Raw genomic sequence first — 15,197 nt, 5'->3', positions numbered from 1 at the left:
CAGTTGCCCGGGGAACCGGCGCGCCCGGACGGCGCTCGGGCCGCTCCGGCGGCCCAGACAGCTCAGACACCTCAGACACCTCAGACGCCTCAGACAGCTCAGACAGCTCAGGCGGCTCAGGCGGCTCCACCGGCGAGCGCGTGGCCCGGCCCGGCGGCGATCGCCCCGTCGTCGTACTTCCAGCGGATGTGGGACAGCGCCCCCAGCAGCTCCCCGGAGCTGACGGTGCGTGACTCGCCCGCCTCCACCACCCCGGCCAGCGGCAGCCTGCCGATGTCCGCCCAGCGCAGCCGCCCCTCCCCGTCCAGGTAGCTGCGGGTGCGCCCCTGGTTGTCGGGGTGCAGGCAGTAGGGGATGTCCAGGTACCCGCGCTGGAAGGCGAGCAGCATCGCCCGCCCGACGTCCGGGTCCAGGTTCAGCACCGCGGAGACCAGCGCCGCGGCCTCCGCGTAGGTCTGCGAGTCGCCGCCGCCGTCGGCCACCCGCTCGGTGCGGGCCGCCCGGGCGGCCGCGTGCTCCAGCGCGGCGACGTTCTCCGCCACCGTCGGGATCCGCACCGACTCGGCGACGGTCTTCACGATCAGCCGCTCCGAACCGGTAGCGGCGGCCAGCTCGGCCGCCTCGCCGAGCAGGGCCAGCGCCCCGTGCGGCGTGGTCGGGTAGACGCCCATGTAGGCGTAGACGACCACGTGCCAGTCCGTCCCGGGCAGCAGTTCGGCGCAGAGCCGGCGCAGCGCGAACACGGCTTCCAGGTCCTGCTCCCGGTGCGTCTGCTGGGCGTAGCTGGCCGAGATCGAGCGCAGCCCGTGCTGGTGGAAGAACAGCGCTTCGAGTGCGCTGATCGCCACCAGCTGGCTGGGCGGGCAGAGTTGGCCGAGCATGCAGCCGCCGAAGGTCTCCAGGTGCGGCTCCCGGCCGAGTTCGCGCAGCCGGCTGAACAGCTCGCAGGAGCGCGACCAGTTCCGCACCGACTCGCGCAGCGGGATCCGCCCGTACGGCAGGCAGTAGGAGACCGGCCCGCCCTCCGAGGCGTCCAGCCCCACCCGCAGCAGTGCCCGGAAGATGTCCAGCGGCGCGGCCGAGCCGTGCCGCACCTGCACCGGGAAGTCCGGGCCGTGGATCCCGTCCAGCACCCGCCGGGTAGTCTCCAGGTCGTGGCTGACGATCGGGTAGCCGTTGAGCGGAACGCCTTCCAGCAGGGCGAGTCCGGCCGACTCAAGGTCGTTCACCCGGGTGTAGCTGTCCAGGGTGACGGTGCCGACCGTGCGCCCGGCGGCGGCCTTGGTGGCCAGCAGTCCGGCGCGCATCAGCGCCGGATCGCTCATCCCCATCCGGGGCTGCACCACCAGGTCGCCCGCCAGGTGCGCCCGGCGCACGTACGAGCCGAACCCGCCCCCGCTCACGTCAGCACCCGCTGCGGGAGCGAGTCGAGCAGCCGCTGGAAGGAGGCGATACCCTCCGCTCCGTCGTCGAAGACCGCGTCGTAGCCGGCGGCGATCAACTCGGCCAGCTGCTCGGCGCTCTGGGCGCCCTCGATGCCCAACTTGCCGCCGATCACCGCCGGGACGGCGCGCAGCTCGGCGCGCTCGCGCACCTTGCCGATCATCCGGATGCCGTCCTGGTAGCCGTGCCCGTTGACGCTGCTGACCACCAGCAGCGCCGGGCGGTGGGCCAGGCTCTCGCGCACCAGCAGCTCGGTGGGCACGCACGGCCCGAGGTTCACCACGTCGAACCCCAGCTCCTCCAGCAGCAGTTGCAGGAAGACCAGGTTCCAGGTGTGCGAGTCGGAGGTGCCGCCCGCGACGATCACCGTGGCGTCCCGCTTGGCCACCGCGGGCGCCTTCCGTGCGACGGCCGCCCCGGATCCGCCCCGCTCGTCGGGCACGGTTTCGCCCCGCTCGACGGGCGCCGGCTCGTCGGGCAGCGGCATCACAGCTCCCGGCCCAACTGGTAGGCCCGGCTGTGCTCGATCCGGGAGACCGAGAGCAACTCCTCGCCGCGCACCACGATCTCGGTCGGCGCGGGCCGCCCGAGGAACATCAGCAGGCTGGCGGTCGGCCCGTAGGCGCCGGCGTTGGGGATGCTCACCACGTCCCCGGGCGCCAGCGCGGGCAGTTCGATGTCGCGGCCGAGCACGTCGCCCGGGGTGCAGAGCGGGCCGACCAGGCTGGCGATCTGCTCCAGCGGGATCCCCTCGTCATCCAGGCGGACCGAGACCGGCATGATCCGGCCCAGCCCCGACATGCCGCCGAAGGTGTTGATCCCGCCGTCCAGGATCACGAAGCGCCGGCCGCGGCTCTCCTTCAGGTTGACCACGCCGACCATCAACGTGCCGCTGTCGCCCACCAGGTAGCGCCCGGACTCGACCGCGATCCGCACCTCGCCGGTGCGCCAGCCGGGGAACCACTCGTCCAGCGCACCGGCCATCGCCGCGCGCAGCCCGCCGTACACCGGCCGCTCGCCGCCGACGGCGTACGGCACCGAGAAGCCGCCGCCGATGTCGACGAACCGGAAGCGCGTGCCGAGCTCCTGCTGCACCCGGGCGGCAACCTCGACGGTGTGCCGGAACTCCCCGATCAGGCTGGCCTCGTCCTTGGCGTTGCTGAGCGGGAAGAAGTGCGCGCCCGCCACCTCCGTGCCCGGCACGTCGAAGAGCTGCTCGCGCAGCTCGGGCAGGGTCTCGCTGTCGAAGCCGAACTGGGACGGCACCCCGGTCATCCGGATGCTCGAAGTGGCGCTGGCGCTGGCGCTGTTGACCCGCAGCAGGCAGGTGGCGACCACCCCGAGCCGGCTGGCGGCCGCGCCGATGCCGTGCAGGTCGCCCAGCGACTCGACCGAGAAGAGCCGCACCCCGGCGCTGAGCGCCTCGGTCAGCTCCCCCGCGGTCTTGCCGGGGCCGGTGTAGAGGATCTCGCCGCCGTCGAAGCCCGCGCTCAGCACTGCGGCGAGCTCGCCGGTGGAGCTGATCTCCGCCCGGCACCGCCGGCCCTCGCCGGCCCGCAGCTCGCGCAGCAGCTCGGGGTGCGGGTTCGCCTTCGCCGCGTAGAAGAGCTCGACCTGCTCGGGCAGCGCGTCGAACAGGTCGCCGCGGGCGGCCGCGACCCGCTCCAGGTCGTAGACGTACGACGGGGTACCGAAGCGCTTGGCGAGCTCGGTGTGGCCGGTCACGGGGTGGTCCCTTCGAAGAGCAGCGCGAGTTGCTTGCGGTCGTGCTTGCCGTGCAGGGTGAGCGGCAGTTCGTCGACCACCCGGCAGTGCCCCGGCACCTTGGCCGGCTCCAGGCGCAGCGACAGCTCGCGCAGCACGGTGTGCGGCGCCAACTCGCCGACCACGCAGAGCGCGAGGTCGCGCTCCCCGGTCGGTGGCAGCACGGCGGCGGCCTGGACGCCGGGGATGTCCATCGCGGCCGCCTCGATCTCGATCGTGCTCATCCGCACGCCCTTGCGCTTGAACATGTCGTCCCGGCGGCCCTGGTAGTAGAGGAACCCGTCCTCGTCCACGCTGCCGAAGTCTCCGGTGTGCAGGCGCCGTTGCCCGCTGACCGGGTCGGTCCGGAAGGCCTTGGCGGTGAGTTCGGGCTCCCGCCAGTAGCCGGGCATCACGTGCGGGCCCTCCACCACGATCTCGCCGGCCGCGCCGGTGGGCAGCTCGTTGCCCTCCTCGTCGAGGATCAGCACCCGGGTGCCCGGCAGCGGGCGGCCCACCGAGGTGGGCTTGCGGTCCTCGAACTCGGGCGGCAGCACCGAGATGCGCTTGCACTCGGTCTGGCCGAACTGGCGGATCACCTCGGCGCCGGGGAAGGCCGTGCGCAGCGCGTCCACGGTGGTCTTCGGCAGTGCGGCACCGGTGTTGGTGAACATCCGCACCTTCGAGTCGCCGCCCGGGTCGCGCTCGGCGAGGGAGCAGATCATCGCCGCCAGCGAGGGCACGATCGGCACCACGGTGGCGCCGCTCTCCCGGATCCGCTTGAGCAGCACCAGGTCCGATTCGGTGTCGGCGAGCACGAGTTCGCAGCGGCCGAGCGCGGCGAGCAGGATCTTGTAGAGCCCGTAGTCCCAGGAGATCGGGAACCGGCAGAACACCACGTCGTCGGGGCGGTAGCCGAGTTCCCGGTTGATCGCCCGGGAGGCGAAGACCATCTGGCGGTGCGGGCAGATCACGCCCTTGGGCGCGGCGGTGCTGCCGGAGGTGTAGACCAGGACGGCGACCTCGTCGGCGTCGACCCGCTGGGCCGGGCCGCGCGCGCCCGCGCCGTGCAGGGCCGTCACTTCGGGCCAGACCTGCCCGATGCCCAGCACCTCGGCCGGCGAGAGCCCGGCGACCCGTGCCACCGCGGCGTCGTCGACGATCACCAGCCGGGGTTCGGCGTTGGCGAGCACCGAGCGCAGGTGGTACTCCTTCATGCCCGGGTTCAGCGGCACCAGCACCGCGCCGCGCCGGGCCGTGCCGTAGAACAGCGCCACCAGCGCCCGGTCGCTGGGCAGTTGGACCAGCACCCGGTCACCGGGGCGGACGTCGCGGGCGGCCAGCCAGGCGTCCACCGCGTGGCTGTGCTCGCTGAGCTCCCGGTAGGTCCATCGCCCGTCCCGGTCGCCGACCGCGACGGCGTCGGGCGCGGCCTCCGCCGTCGCCTCGTCGAGCACCCCGTGCACCAGCACGGCGGGCTCGGCCTGCGGGATCGCGTTACGACTCACGGCGTGTGTCCGTCCTCTCCATCGTGGGCCTCACTCGGCTGTGGTCGCGGCCTGGAGTGCGAGCTGCTTGCGGTCGATCTTGCGGTTGGGGTTCAGCGGGAACTCGGCCAGGTGCCGGTAGCGTTTGGGGACGACCGCCGCCGGCAGCACCCGGCGCAGTTCGCGGGCGAGCCGGACCGGCGGCACGGCCTCGCCGGTGTGGAAGACCACCAGTTCCACCGAGCCGCCCGCGGCCACCGCCACGGTGACGGCGTCCTGCACGCCGGGGCAGCCGCGCACCGCGGCGTCCACCTCGGCCAGTTCCACCCGCACCCCGAGCACCTGCACCTGGGCGTCGTCCCGGCCCAGGTAGAGCAGTTCGCCGCCGTCCGCCCGCCGCACCCGGTCGCCGGTGCGGTAGAAACGCCGCCCGAGCCGCTCGAAGAACCGCCCCGCGTCGTCGCCGGAGTCGAGGTAACCGGCCGTCAGCTGCGGTCCGGCGATGCAGAGTTCGCCCTCCAGCTCGCTCTCCGCTCCGCTGGGATCGAGCAGCAGCACCTGGTGCCCGGCGTGCACCGCGCCGATCGGCACCATCGCGTTGAGCGCGTCCTCGCCCGCCCAGCGGTGGGCGGCGACGGTGATGGTCAGCTCGGTCGGCCCGTACAGGTTCTCCAGCGTCGAACCGGGTGCCGCCGCCAGCCAGTCGCCGGCGTCCTGGCAGCTCAGCGCCTCCCCGGCGAAGAAGCTCCAGCGCAGCGAGGGCAGCCCGCCCGGCCCGAGGCCCCCCATCCGCCGCACCAGCGCGATCGCACTGGGGGTGGAGAACCAGACGGTCAGGCCGTGTTCGGCGGCGAACCGCGGCAGGTCCCGGTAGGCCTGCGGCGGCGGGACGACCAGCGTGCCGCCGGCTCCCCAGGCGCAGAACAGGTCGAACACCGCGCAGTCGAAGTTCAGGTCGAAGGTCTGCGAGAAGACGTCCTCGGGGCCGAAGTCGTACCGCTCGTCGAGGAGTCCGAAGTAGTGGCGGGTGTTGGCGTGGGTGACCGGCACGCCCTTGGGCCGGCCGGTCGAGCCCGAGGTGAACAGGACGTACGCGGTGTCCTCGGCGCGCACCGGCACCGGCGCCGACAGCGCGCTGCCGGCCGCCGGCGGGATGGCCGGCTGCGGCTGACCGCCCGGCGCGAAGAGCACCGGCAGGTCGACGCCCTCCTCCCGCAGCGCGACCAGCGCCGGCAGCGAGTCGTCGTCGGCGATCAGCGCGCCGACCCCGCTCGCGCCGATCATCTGCCGGGTGCGGGCGGCGGGGAAGGCCGGCTGCAGCGGGACCACGGTGATCCCGGTGTACAGGCCGGCCAGGATCGACGCGTACGCCGAGGGGCCCTTGCCCGCCAGCACGCCGATCGCCCCCGGCCGCGACGGCAGGTGGGCCAGCAGCGAGCCGGCCAGCAGCAGCGCGCGCTCGTGCAGCTCACGGTAGGTCAGGCTGGTCCCGCCCGCGAGCAGCGCGGGCCGGTCCGCCGACCTGGCGAGTCCGCGCAGGAAGCGCCCGGACAGCGCGAGGTCCACGGCGGGGTCCGCAGCGAGGACCGCGGCGAGGTCCACGGTGTCGTCCATCGTGGCGGCCTTCTCCTGTCCTTCTCCCGTCCCTCTCCGTCCCGTCAGGCCACGGTGCCGGGCAGCAGGCCCGCCACGGTCTTCCAGAGCACGGCGGGGGTCTCGAAGGTCTCCCGGGTCAGCGCGTCGTCCAGGAAGCGGATGTCGTAGGCGTTCTCCAGGGTGCCCAGCAGCTCGACGGTGCCGAGCGAGTCCAGGCCCAGGTCACGCAGCGGGGCGTCGTCCGCCAACTGCTCGCCCGGGGCGAGGAAGGGCAGGAAGCGGCGCAGCGTCTCTTCGAACTTCTCGTCCCACATGGTGACTCCCTCATGGTCGTTGATGGTGCGTCAGATGTGTGTCGGGGCGGCCCTGCTCAGCCGACGGCGGCCCGGCGCCGGGGGATCATCGCCAGCCGGGGATTGGCCGGCAGCACCTCGAAGTTCCCGGTGGTGCACGGCACCCGGCCGAACAGGCTGTCCGGGCCGGCGACGCAGACCCGCTCGATGCCGAACCGCTTGAGCCCGGCCACCGCCTCCGGCCAGCGCAGCGGACGCACGATGCTGTCCAGCAGCATGGTGCGCACCTGCTCGGCGGTGGTGAGCAGCGCGCCGTCCTGGTCGGCCACCACCGGCAGCTTCGGGTCGCTGAAGTGCAGGGTGTCGATCACCTCGCGCTCGGCCTTGTCGCGCAGCCCGGCGAAGGCGCCCGAGTGCAGCGGCGGCCGCATGGTGTAGAGCGGCATCCCGCCGATGGCGCGCAGCCGTTGGGACAGCCACTCCACCCGGGCTTCGCGCAGCGAGAGCATGTAGAAGCCCTCGTCGACGTAGCAGGAGATGTCGTGCCACTCGCCCTGCGCGTCCAGTTCGGCGAGCAGCTCGGCCAGCTTCTCCTCGGGGGTGCGGACGAAGGAGAGCACCACGATGTCGGTGTGCTCGCGGTTGAAGTACTCGTCCATGCAGCGGGCGAGTTCGGCGGTCATCCGGACGGCCTCGGGCAGCGGGAGCGCCTGGGCGAAGGCGACGGCGGCCTTCTCGCCGAAGCTGGGGCCGAGCACGGCCTCGGCCTCGACGCCGAGGGTTTCGTGCGCCCACTGGGCGCTGGCCAGGCAGTTGACCAGGAAGGCCACCTGGGCGGCCTCGGAGTAGTCGCCCTCGGCCTCGCGGAAGGCGTCCACCAGGGAGTAGCCGAGCACCTCGTCGGCGACCGAGACCAGTTCCCTGGCCTGGCGGTTGGCCACCATGAACCGGCCGACGTCGTCGAAGGCGGCCGGGCCCATGCCGGGGAAGACCATCGCCGTGCGCGGCGCCGTCACCGGTCCTCCCCCGCCCGCGGCTGCGCCAGCTCCCCGAGGAAGCCGAGCATCACCTCGGTGAAGCGCTCCGACTCCTCCAGGTGCGGGCAGTGGCTGGAGTTCTCGAAGACCTCCCAGCGCACGTTGGGGATCCGGTCGAACCAGGGCTGCATGGTCACCGGGGTGGCCTCGTCGTACCGGCCGCTGATCAGCAGCGTCGGCGTCCGGATCGCGTCGAGCTCGTCGATGATCGACCAGTCCTTGAGGGTGCCGATCACGTGGAACTCGTTGGGCCCGTTCATCGTGTAGTACACGGTCGGGTCGTTGTAGATCTCCATGAAGGAGGAGAGGAAGTCCCGTGGCCAGGGCAGGATCCGGCACACGTGGCGGTCGTAGAAGACCCGCATGGCGGCCAGGTACTCGGGCGAGTCGAAGGTCTCGGCCGCCTCGTGCCGCAGCAGGGTCTGCTGCACGTCCGGCGGCAGCTGCGCGCGCAGCACGGCCATCTCGCTGAGCCACAGCGGGTAGGAGGCGGGCGAGTTGGCCACCACCAGGCCGCGCAGCCCGGCCGGCCGGCCCATCGCGTGCTTGGCGGCGAGCGGGCCGCCCCAGGACTGGCCGAACAGCACGTAGTTGTCGGCGATGCCCAACCGGTCGACCAGGTTCGCCAGTTCGGCGGCGAAGAGGTCGACCTTCCAGAACTCGGCACCCTTGTCGGGCAGGTGGGTCGAGCCGCCGTTGCCGATCTGGTCGTAGTGCACCACCGGCCAGCCGTGCTCGGCGAGTTCGGTGAGCTGCAGCAGGTAGTCGTGGGTGCTGCCGGGGCCGCCGTGCAGCACCACCACGGCCGGCTTGTCCGCCCGCAGGTCGCCGGTGACCCGGTACCAGGTCCGGTACTCCCCGAACGGGACGGTTCCCTTGCTGCTGGGCTCCAGGGGCACGGTAACCACCTCGGTAGACGGGCGTGTTCGGGGTGCACGGGATCGTGGTCCGGCCCCGACGCTAGCCCGCCGCGCCGCCCCGGCTGGACCCCTAGCGGCCCCTAGCCGACCAGGGGTGCGGACCGCCCGGAGCCGGGCCGCGCGGTAGGGGTCGACAGGGGGTGTGGTGCGGTGATCGAGCCGCCTAACGTGCGATCAGCGGCGTATCCGAGCGCGTACGAATGCGTTCGCGTACGAGTGCGTTCGAGCGAGTCCGAGAGTCCGAGAGTTCGAGAGGGCACCATGACCCAGACTGCCGACCAGGACCGTCCGGCCACCGAGCCGCCGGCCTTCCCGATGCCGCGCGCCTGCCCGTTCAGCCCGCCGGCCCGGTACGCCGAGCTCCGCGCGGACGAGCCGGTCTCCCGGGCGGTGCTCAAGGTCAACGGCAAGCCCACCTGGCTGGTCAGCACCTACGAGGGCATGAAGCAGGTGCTCGGCGACTCCCGGGTGAGCGCCAACCTCAAGCTGCCCGGCTACCCGCTGCAGGTGCCGGTGCCCGAGGAGCTGCTGCAGACCGTCCCGCTCACCTTCCTCTCCATGGACCAGCCCGAGCACACCGTCCAGCGCCGCCTGCTGGCACCCGAGTTCAGCCTGCGCCGGATGCGCGCGCTGCGCCCCCGGATCCAGCAGATCGTGGACGCCCGGATCGACGCGATGCTGGCCGAGGGCGGCCCGGTCGACCTGGTGGCCGCGCTCGCGCTGCCGGTGCCCTCGCTGGTGATCTGCGAGCTGCTCGGCGTCCCCTACGCGGACCACCCGCGCTTCGAGCACTGGGCCGGCCAGATCATGAACCAGGACATCAGCGACGCCGAGCGCGGCCTGGCGCACTACGAACTCGACCAGTACGTCGACCAGTTGGTCACCGCCAAGGAGACCGAACCGGGCGACGACATGATCAGCCGGCTGATCGCGGCCAACCGCGCGGAGCCCACCGTCGAGCACTCCGACATCGTCAGCATGGCCCGGCTGATGCTGGTCACCGGCCACGAGACCACCGCCAACATGATCGCGCTGGGCACCCTGGCCCTGCTGGAGTACCCGGAGCAGCTGGCCGCCGTCCAGGCCGATCCCGAGCTGCTGCCCAAGGCGGTCGAGGAGTTGCTGCGCTTCTTCAGCATCTCCGACGCCGGCACCGCCCGGGTCGCGCTGGAGGACATCGAGGTCGACGGGGTCGTCATCAAGGCGGGCGAGGGCATCCTGCCGCTGAACAACTCCGCCAACCACGACAGCAGCGTCTTCCCCGACCCCGACACCCTCGACATCCGCCGCGCGGAGGCCCGCAGCCACCTCGCCTTCGGCTACGGCATCCACCAGTGCATCGGCCAGAACCTGGCCCGGATCGAGCTGGAGATCGTCTACGGCACCCTGTTCCGCCGCATCCCCGGACTCAAGCCGGCCGTGCCGATGTCCGAACTCCGCTTCAAGGACGACGCGATCGTCTACGGCATGTACGAACTGCCCGTCACCTGGTGACCCGGGCGCACCGCTCCGACCGTCGCACCCGAACCCGAGAGGGCACCATGACCCAGCACCACCCGGCCGCCGAAGTGCCGAGCTCCCCGGCCCTGCCCGACTTCCCGATGCGGCGCACCTGCCCGTTCAGTCCGCCGCAGCGGTACGCCGAGCTGCGCGAGCACGAGCCGGTCTCCCAGGCGGTGCTCAAGGTCACCGGCCGGCCCGCCTGGCTGGTCACCACGCACGAGCACGTCAAGGCGGTGCTCGGCGACTCCCGGGTGAGCTCCAACCTCAAACTGCCCGGCTACCCGCACCAGTTCCCGATCCCCGAGGAGATGCTGCGCGAGGTCCGCCTGATGCTGCTCTCCATGGACCCGCCGGAGCACACCGCCCAGCGCCGTTACCTGATCCCCGAGTTCACCGCCCGGCGGATGCGCGCGCTGCGCCCCCGGGTCCAGCAGATCGTGGACGCCCGGATCGACGCGATGCTGGCCCAGGGCGGCCCGGTCGACCTGGTGGCCGCGCTGGCGCTCGCCGTCCCCTCGCTGGTGATCTGCGAGCTGCTCGGCGTCCCGTACGAGGACCACCCGCAGTTCGAGGAGTGGTCGGCGCTGATGATGAACCACGACATCAGCCCGCAGGAGTACGGCGCCGCGGTCATGGCCCTGGACAGTTACCTGGACAAGCTGGTCACCGCCAAGCAGGCGGCGCCCGGCGACGACCTGATCAGCCGGTTCATCGAGAAGAACCGCGAGGACCCGATCGCCGACCACACCGACATCGTCACCATGGCCCGGCTGATGCTGGTCGGCGGGCACGAGACCACCGCCAACATGATCTCGCTCGGCGTGCTCGGCCTGCTGGAGCACCCGGAGCAGCTGGCCGCCGTCCAGGCCGACCCGGAGCTGCTGCCCGGCGCGGTGGAGGAGCTGCTGCGGTTCTTCAGCATCTCCGACTCCGGCACCGCCCGGGTCGCACTGGAGGACATCGAGGTCGACGGGGTCGTCATCAAGGCGGGCGAGGGCATCCTGCCGCTGAACAACTCCGCCAACCACGACGAGAGCGTCTTCCCCGACCCCGACACCCTGGACATCCGCCGCGCGGAGGCCCGCAGCCACCTCGCCTTCGGCTACGGCATCCACCAGTGCATCGGCCAGAACCTGGCCCGGATCGAGCTGGAGATCGTCTACGGCACCCTGTTCCGCCGCATCCCCGGACTCAAGCTGGCCGTCCCGCTGTCCGAGCTCCGCTTCAAGGACGAGGCCCTGGTCTACGGCGTCCACGAGCTCCCGGTCACCTGGTGACCGCCCACCCCCGAGAGCGAGGTGCCATGCGCGTCAGCGTCGACCCCGACCGGTGCGTGTCGGCCGGCCAGTGCGTCATGCTCGCCCCGGAGGTCTTCGACCAGGACGAGGACGGCATCGTGACGCTGCTCCAGTCGGAGCCGCCCGCCGAGCTGCACGCGGTGGTCCGGCAGACCGCCTCGCTCTGCCCGGTGCGGCTCATCCGGATCACCGAGTAGCCGGGGGTCCGTCCGCGCAGACGGCGACAGCGACGGCCGCACGAGGCACACCCGAAAGCCTCGTGCGGCCGTCGGCACGTCAGCCCGGAAATGTCCTACATGCACCATTTCTGACGTTCAGTCTGCCAAGCTCTTCCCGATGACTGACAAGCTGACCGCCCTGCTGAGCCGGTGGACCATGCTGGTCCCGGCCCTGGCCTTCCTGCTGCTGGCCGTGGTCTGGGGCCGCTCGCTGGACGCGGTGGCGGCCGCGGTCGCCGGGCTGGCCCTGGTCGGCGCGGTGCTGGCCGCGGTGCACCACGCCGAGGTGGTGGCCCACCGTGTCGGCGAACCGCTCGGATCACTGGTCCTCGCGGTGGCGGTGACGGTGATCGAGGTGGCCCTGATCGTCACCCTGATGGCCGACAACGGCGCCAAGAACGCCACCCTGGCCCGGGACACCGTCTTCGCCGCCGTGATGATCACCTGCAACGGGATCGTCGGCCTCTGCCTGCTGGTCGGCGCGCTGCGCTCCCGGGTGGCCGTCTTCAACCCGGAGGGCACCGGCGCCGCACTCGCCACCGTCGCGACCCTGGCCACCCTCAGCCTGGTGCTGCCCACCTTCACCACCAGCACCCCCGGGCCGAGGTTCTCCACCACCCAGCTGACCTTCGCCTCGCTGGCCGCCGTGGTGCTCTACGGGCTCTTCGTCACCACCCAGACGGTCCGGCACCGGGACTACTTCCTCCCGCCGGACCTGGGCGGCGGCCCGATGGAGAGCGAACCGGCCGAGGCCCCGGGCGACGACGGGCAGCACGCCGAGCGCCCGTCCGCCCGGGCCGCCGTCGCGAGCCTGGGCCTGCTGCTGCTCGCCCTGGTCGCGGTGGTCGGGCTGGCCAAGACGGTGTCGCCGAACATCGAGTCGGCGCTCACCTCGGCCGGCCTGCCGGCCTCGGTGATGGGCGTGGTGATCGCGCTGCTGGTGCTGCTGCCGGAGACCATCGCGGCGGTCCGGGCCGCCAAGCGCGACCAGGTGCAGATCGGGCTCAACCTGGCGCTCGGCTCGGCCATGGCCAGCATCGGGATGACCATCCCGGCGGTCGCGCTGGCCTCGATCTGGCTCAGCGGCCCGCTGGTGCTCGGCCTGGACGCGACCCACCTGGTGCTGCTCGCGCTGACCGTCGCGGTCGGCACGCTCACCGTGATCCCGGGGCGGGCCACCCCACTGCAGGGCGGGGTACACCTGTCGGTGCTGGCCGGCTACGTGATCCTCGCCGTCAGCCCCTGACCCACCGTCACCCGCCCACCACCACCCACCCGCCGCGAGGAGCCGCCGATGTCCAAGATGACCGCCTACCGCGAGGGCATGCCCTGCTGGGTCGACCTCACCTGCACCGACATCGGGAAGGCGATGGCCTTCTACCAGGGGCTGTTCGGCTGGGAGTACACCGACACCGGCGAGGCGGGCGGCCACTACCGGCTCGCCTCGATGCGCGGCACCCGGGTGGCCGGCCTCTCCCCCGAGCCCACCGCGAGCCACCCGCAGTGGACCACCTACCTGGCAGCCGACGACGCGGACGCGGTCGCCGAGCGGGTCCGGGACAGCGGCGGCGAGGTGCTGCTCGGCCCGCTCGACGTGCTCGACCAGGGCCGGATGGCGATGGCCCAGGACCCGGCCGGGGCACTCTTCGGCATCTGGCAGGCCCGGGCGCACGCCGGATCCGGGCTGGCCAACGAGCCTGGCTCGTTCACCTGGAACGAGAACCTCTCCGACGATCCGCGGACCGCGCGCAACTTCTACTTCCAGGTCTTCGGCTACGCGTACGACGAGGTGCCGGGCCTGGACTACACCGTGATCAAGCTGCACGGCGCCCCGGTCGGCGGCATCGGCGACCTGCCGCCGATGCTCCCGCCCGGCAGCCGGTCGTTCTGGAGCACCTACTTCCAGGTCAGCGACACCGACCTGGCGGCGGCCCGGGCGGCCGAGCTGGGCGGCGAGGTCGTGGTGCCGCCGACCGACTCCCCGTACGGCCGGATGTCGGTGCTGCGGGACGACTCGGGGGCCGGGTTCTGCATCATCTCCCCGCCGCGCGGCTGACCTGCCGCCCCTTGGGATCCGGGTTTCGGCGGGCTCGTCCGACGCGGTAAACTCGCCCAGATTGGTCTAGACCTCTAAATACATGCTTTCGGACGGTGGGTCAAGATGGAGATTGTGATCGTTCCCGACGCCGCGGCGGGCGGTGAGCTGATCGCCACGGCGATCGCGGACCTGCTCACCGGCAAGCCCGACGCGCTGCTCGGCGTGGCCACCGGGTCCACGCCGCTGCCGATCTACCGCGCCCTGGAAGCCAAGGTGCAGGCGGGCACGCTCGACGTCTCGCGGGCCCGGGTCTGCCAGCTGGACGAGTACGTCGGCCTGCCCGACGGCCACCCCGAGTCCTACCGCGAGGTGCTGCTGCGCGAGGTGCTGCAGCCGCTCGGCATCCCGGGCGAGCGCTTCATCGGCCCCGACGGCGCGGCCGAGGACATCGCCGCCGCCGCGATCGCCTACGACCGGCAGCTGGCCGAGGCCGGCGGCGTGGACCTCCAGCTGCTGGGCATCGGCACCGACGGCCACATCGGCTTCAACGAGCCGTGCTCCTCGCTCGCCTCGCGGACCCGGATCAAGACCCTGACCGAGCAGACCCGGGTGGACAACGCCCGGTTCTTCGACAGCCTGGACGAGGTCCCGCACCACGTCCTGACCCAGGGCATCGGCACCATCCTGGAGGCCCGCCACCTGGTGCTGCTGGCCACCGGCGCGGCCAAGGCCGAGGCGGTCGCGCAGACCGTCGAGGGCCCGCTCTCCGCCCTGGTCCCGGCCTCCGCGCTGCAGCTGCACCCGCACGCCACCGTGGTGGTGGACGAGGCCGCCGCGACCCACCTCAAGCTGGCCGACTACTTCCGCGCCACCTACGCCGCCAAGCCGTCCTGGCAGTCGATCTGACGCACCGTCCCCCGTGGTGGCGGGCGCCGGCCCCGGCCGGCGCCCGCCACGGCGTTCCCGGACCGGGCGCCGCAGCCGCGATCATGGACTTGAAGAATTCTTCATCTCCAGTGGATGATGCCGGTGCGATGACGCCGGTGCACCGCACCGCCGCGGTGACGGAGGACACAGTGCCGGTTCCGCTCTACCAGGCCAAGGCGGAGTTCTTCCGCACCCTCGGCCACCCCGCCCGGATCCGGGTGCTGGAGCTGCTCCAGGACGGACCGCGTCCGGTGCGCGAGCTGCTGGAGCTGATCGAGATCGAGCCGTCCAGCCTCTCCCAGCAGCTCGCGGTGCTGCGGCGCAGCAACCTGGTGACCGCCACCCGCGCGGGCAGCACCGTGGTCTACGCGCTCAGCACGCCCGACGTCGCCGAGCTGCTCCGGGCCGCCCGGCGGATCCTCACCGAGATGCGGCCCGAGCTCGACCGGGACGCCCTGGGAGCCGCCCTGTGACCGCCGCGAAGGACGCTGCGGAGGACGCCGTGCAGCCCGTCGGGACCCCCGCCCAGTCCCCTGCCGTGCCACCCGTCCTCTCCCCGGTGGACGGCACCGTCCGGGACGAGAAGAGCAAGCGGAAGGCGGCGCTGACCCGCGCCGCCATCTACATCGCCGGCACCCACTTCTTCGCGTTCTTCGTGATGCTCCTCTTCTACCTGGGCAGCCACCGGCACTGA

Annotated in this window: 16 protein-coding genes; 8 read left to right on the top strand and 8 right to left on the bottom strand. The window is 72.4% G+C overall.

Translation table 11 applies throughout. The annotated features are described in order from the left end of the window. Window positions 1-116: 116 nt before the first annotated feature. Genes FHX73_RS26500 through FHX73_RS26465 form a run of 8 tightly spaced genes read right to left on the bottom strand, consistent with a single transcriptional unit; the run spans window position 117 to window position 8,498 of the window. Window positions 117-1,403: a methylaspartate mutase gene (locus FHX73_RS26500; protein WP_145907794.1), complete on the bottom strand. Its 1,287-nt coding sequence runs from the start codon at window positions 1,401-1,403 to the stop codon at window positions 117-119. Continuing rightward, window positions 1,400-1,930: a cobalamin B12-binding domain-containing protein gene (locus tag FHX73_RS26495; protein ID WP_145907793.1), complete on the bottom strand. Its 531-nt coding sequence runs from the start codon at window positions 1,928-1,930 to the stop codon at window positions 1,400-1,402. Before FHX73_RS26495 ends, FHX73_RS26500 begins: the two co-directional genes overlap by 4 nt. Beyond that, a complete protein-coding gene (locus FHX73_RS26490; protein WP_145907790.1) occupies window positions 1,930-3,168 on the bottom strand; it encodes a type III PLP-dependent enzyme domain-containing protein in 1,239 nt (412 codons plus the stop codon). Before FHX73_RS26490 ends, FHX73_RS26495 begins: the two co-directional genes overlap by 1 nt. Continuing rightward, window positions 3,165-4,694, bottom strand: coding sequence for an AMP-binding protein (locus FHX73_RS26485; protein ID WP_246213731.1), 1,530 nt, complete (start codon window positions 4,692-4,694; stop codon window positions 3,165-3,167). The genes FHX73_RS26490 and FHX73_RS26485 overlap by 4 nt, the downstream gene beginning before the upstream one ends. Before the next feature lie 30 nt (window positions 4,695-4,724). Further along, a complete protein-coding gene (locus tag FHX73_RS26480) occupies window positions 4,725-6,287 on the bottom strand; it encodes an AMP-binding protein (RefSeq protein ID WP_145907788.1) in 1,563 nt (520 codons plus the stop codon). Window positions 6,288-6,331: 44 nt separating this feature from the next. After that, window positions 6,332-6,583, bottom strand: a complete 252-nt coding sequence (locus tag FHX73_RS26475) for a phosphopantetheine-binding protein (protein WP_145907786.1) — start codon at window positions 6,581-6,583, stop codon at window positions 6,332-6,334. A 56-nt stretch (window positions 6,584-6,639) separates the two neighbouring features. Next, window positions 6,640-7,557 (bottom strand): ACP S-malonyltransferase, encoded by a 918-nt coding sequence (locus FHX73_RS26470; protein WP_145908544.1) that lies wholly within the window; start codon window positions 7,555-7,557, stop codon window positions 6,640-6,642. Window positions 7,558-7,574: 17 nt separating this feature from the next. After that, window positions 7,575-8,498 (bottom strand): proline iminopeptidase-family hydrolase, encoded by a 924-nt coding sequence (locus tag FHX73_RS26465; RefSeq protein ID WP_145907783.1) that lies wholly within the window; start codon window positions 8,496-8,498, stop codon window positions 7,575-7,577. A gap of 282 nt (window positions 8,499-8,780) precedes the next feature. Between FHX73_RS26465 and FHX73_RS26460 the strand changes: the two genes are divergently transcribed. The 8 genes from FHX73_RS26460 (at window position 8,781) to FHX73_RS26425 (ending at window position 15,197) form a co-directional block, all read left to right on the top strand. Beyond that, window positions 8,781-10,013, top strand: a complete 1,233-nt coding sequence (locus tag FHX73_RS26460) for a cytochrome P450 (protein WP_145907780.1) — start codon at window positions 8,781-8,783, stop codon at window positions 10,011-10,013. Between the two features lie 47 nt (window positions 10,014-10,060). Continuing rightward, window positions 10,061-11,299 carry a cytochrome P450 gene (locus tag FHX73_RS26455; protein ID WP_246213730.1) on the top strand — a complete coding sequence of 413 codons (1,239 nt, stop codon included), beginning with the start codon at window positions 10,061-10,063 and terminating at the stop codon, window positions 11,297-11,299. Window positions 11,300-11,325: 26 nt separating this feature from the next. Next, window positions 11,326-11,517 (top strand): ferredoxin, encoded by a 192-nt coding sequence (locus FHX73_RS26450; protein ID WP_145907777.1) that lies wholly within the window; start codon window positions 11,326-11,328, stop codon window positions 11,515-11,517. Window positions 11,518-11,656: 139 nt separating this feature from the next. Next, the gene (locus FHX73_RS26445; protein ID WP_145907775.1) at window positions 11,657-12,784 is read left to right on the top strand and encodes a calcium:cation antiporter; all 1,128 of its coding nucleotides are present in this window, start codon (window positions 11,657-11,659) and stop codon (window positions 12,782-12,784) included. A gap of 48 nt (window positions 12,785-12,832) precedes the next feature. Then, the gene (locus FHX73_RS26440; RefSeq protein WP_145907770.1) at window positions 12,833-13,594 is read left to right on the top strand and encodes a VOC family protein; all 762 of its coding nucleotides are present in this window, start codon (window positions 12,833-12,835) and stop codon (window positions 13,592-13,594) included. A 105-nt stretch (window positions 13,595-13,699) separates the two neighbouring features. After that, the gene (gene nagB / locus FHX73_RS26435) at window positions 13,700-14,482 is read left to right on the top strand and encodes a glucosamine-6-phosphate deaminase (protein ID WP_145907767.1); all 783 of its coding nucleotides are present in this window, start codon (window positions 13,700-13,702) and stop codon (window positions 14,480-14,482) included. 170 nt (window positions 14,483-14,652) lie between these two features. Continuing rightward, window positions 14,653-14,976 (top strand): ArsR/SmtB family transcription factor, encoded by a 324-nt coding sequence (locus tag FHX73_RS26430; RefSeq protein WP_145908542.1) that lies wholly within the window; start codon window positions 14,653-14,655, stop codon window positions 14,974-14,976. Further along, the gene (locus tag FHX73_RS26425) at window positions 14,973-15,197 is read left to right on the top strand and encodes a DUF6126 family protein (RefSeq protein ID WP_145907765.1); all 225 of its coding nucleotides are present in this window, start codon (window positions 14,973-14,975) and stop codon (window positions 15,195-15,197) included. Before FHX73_RS26430 ends, FHX73_RS26425 begins: the two co-directional genes overlap by 4 nt.

It is taken from the genome of Kitasatospora viridis (assembly GCF_007829815.1).
Lineage (GTDB): Bacteria > Actinomycetota > Actinomycetes > Streptomycetales > Streptomycetaceae > Kitasatospora > Kitasatospora viridis.
The sequence above is the reverse complement of the archived record's forward strand: the minus strand, read 5'-3'. Positions and strand labels throughout refer to the sequence as shown.

What these genes read in the sequence shown, in the direction of transcription:
- FHX73_RS26495 (WP_145907793.1), bottom strand. Translation starts at nt 1,930, where the DNA reads ATGCCGCTGCCCGACGAGCCGGCGCCCGTCGAGCGGGGCGAAACCGTG.
- FHX73_RS26480 (WP_145907788.1), bottom strand. Translation starts at nt 6,287, where the DNA reads ATGGACGACACCGTGGACCTCGCCGCGGTCCTCGCTGCGGACCCCGCC.
- FHX73_RS26475 (WP_145907786.1), bottom strand. Translation starts at nt 6,583, where the DNA reads ATGTGGGACGAGAAGTTCGAAGAGACGCTGCGCCGCTTCCTGCCCTTC.
- FHX73_RS26470 (WP_145908544.1), bottom strand. Translation starts at nt 7,557, where the DNA reads ATGGTCTTCCCCGGCATGGGCCCGGCCGCCTTCGACGACGTCGGCCGG.
- FHX73_RS26460 (WP_145907780.1), top strand. Translation starts at nt 8,781, where the DNA reads ATGACCCAGACTGCCGACCAGGACCGTCCGGCCACCGAGCCGCCGGCC.
- FHX73_RS26455 (WP_246213730.1), top strand. Translation starts at nt 10,061, where the DNA reads ATGACCCAGCACCACCCGGCCGCCGAAGTGCCGAGCTCCCCGGCCCTG.
- FHX73_RS26450 (WP_145907777.1), top strand. Translation starts at nt 11,326, where the DNA reads ATGCGCGTCAGCGTCGACCCCGACCGGTGCGTGTCGGCCGGCCAGTGC.
- FHX73_RS26445 (WP_145907775.1), top strand. Translation starts at nt 11,657, where the DNA reads ATGACTGACAAGCTGACCGCCCTGCTGAGCCGGTGGACCATGCTGGTC.
- FHX73_RS26440 (WP_145907770.1), top strand. Translation starts at nt 12,833, where the DNA reads ATGTCCAAGATGACCGCCTACCGCGAGGGCATGCCCTGCTGGGTCGAC.
- nagB (WP_145907767.1), top strand. Translation starts at nt 13,700, where the DNA reads ATGGAGATTGTGATCGTTCCCGACGCCGCGGCGGGCGGTGAGCTGATC.